The organism is Glutamicibacter sp. BSL13, assembly GCF_052928425.1.
In genome coordinates this window covers 1-1,641 of record NZ_JAVGCZ010000201.1, presented here as the reverse complement: position 1 = coordinate 1,641, position 1,641 = coordinate 1, and the positions used below count along the sequence as shown (strand labels likewise).

The following is a 1,641-nucleotide window of genomic DNA, read 5'->3' as shown; positions in this document are numbered from 1 at the left end:
CCCGACGCCTGCGCCGTGGTTGCCGGCGTCGGGGGTGGCCGCCGCCTGGGCGGCGAACAGCTCCGGCAGCAGCGGCAGTTCGGACGGATAGTGCCGGCCCGAGGTCTCGAAGCCGCGCACGGCGTCCTGGTCCATCAGCCGCAGCCCGGCGACGGGACCGGAATCCCCGGACAGCGCGTGCAGCGCCGTCATCAGCGCCTGGGCCAGGGCCTCGGCGGTGTGCGCGGGGACCCGCGTGTCGTGCTCCAACTCGATCTGCCAGGTTTTCCCGGCGCTGACGTGCACGTTCACCGGGTAGTGGCTGCCGTCCCGGGTGCCGGCGGGGGTGGCGCGCAGCCCGGGCAGTTCATAGCTGTCCATGGCGGGGGTGGTTTCGAAGCTGAGCAGCGACCAGGCCAGCTCGGTTTCGGCGCCCACGGCCCGTTCGATGGCCGGCACCCCCAGGTGCTGGTGTTCCAGGGATTGGCTCCACCAGCCCTGGTGGCGACGGGCGATGTCGGCCACCGTGTCCCGGGGTGCATAGTCCATGGAGACCAGCGTAGTTTCGGTGAGCATCCCGCAGATGTTCTGGGCCCCGGCGAGTTCCGGGTTGCGCAGTGCCACCGGCACCGCGAACACGCTGCCGGTGGTGCCGGCGACGAAGTCGGCGGCCAGCGCCCAGGCGGTGCGCAGCGCGGCGCCCGGGGTGATGCCGGCCTTGCGGCAGCAGGCGGTGAGCGCTGCGACGCCGGCGGTATTCAGCTCGCGGCGCAGCGTGTGCCGCTCCTGGCCGGCGTCCTGGCCGAGCCAGTGCGGTGCCGGCCCGGTTTCGGCGTGGGCGAGCGTGGTCGCGTAGAAGTCGGCGGCCGCCTGCCGGTCGGCGCCGGCCACCCAGGCCAGGTGGGCGGCGTAGCTGCCGGTGGCTTCGGGCAGCTGGGCGGGGGCCGGGATGCCGCGCACCTGGGCCAGTTCGCGCAGCCATTGGCCGATCAGCAGCGCCATGGACCAGCCGTCGAGCACCGTGTGGTGGGCGGTGACCAGCAGCTGGTGCCCGGCCCCTTCCTCGATCAGGGGGAAGCGCAGCAGCGGCGGGTCGGCCAGGGCGAACCCGGCGGCCAGTTCCGCCGCGGCAATGGACTCCAGGTCTGCGTCGGCGGTGCTGAAGGCGCGCAGCGCGGCCCCCGGGTCGAAGGGCTCGATGAAGCACACCGGGTCCCCGGACTCGTCGAGCAGGAAGCCGGCGCGCAGGTTCTGCACCCGGCGCAGCAGGCCCAGGGTCGCGGCGCGGGCTTCCTCGGCCCCCAGCTCGCCGTCCAGCCGGATGCTTGTCTGTCCGATATAGGGGTCAGCGGCGGAGCCGCCCATCAGGGTGTGGGCGATCAGCCCGCGCTGCAGGGCGGTGGTGGGCCACCACAGGGTGTCCTCTTCCGGCCCGGCGGAGGGCAGGTGTTCGTGCTGGAGCTCGGTCATCGAAGGCGTGTTCCTTACTGGCGTAGGGTGCGGCGGTGGGTGAGCAGGGAGGCCAAGCGGGTGCGGGCCGCGTCATCGAGCTGCACCAGCGGGGTGTCGGGCGCGGCCTGCTGGGGCGCGGCGGTGTGGCCGGTGGCGGTGGCGGCGATCGCGGCGACGGTGCGCTGCGCGAAGACCGCGCCGACGCTGGAG

At 73.9% G+C, this 1,641-nt stretch carries 1 protein-coding gene; it reads right to left on the bottom strand.

From position 1 onward, the window contains the following. Positions 1 to 1,449 (bottom strand): condensation domain-containing protein (locus RCJ92_RS15810; RefSeq protein ID WP_446755110.1); only part of this gene is annotated, 1,449 nt, incomplete at its 3' end. Between the last annotated feature and the right edge of the window lie 192 nt (positions 1,450 to 1,641).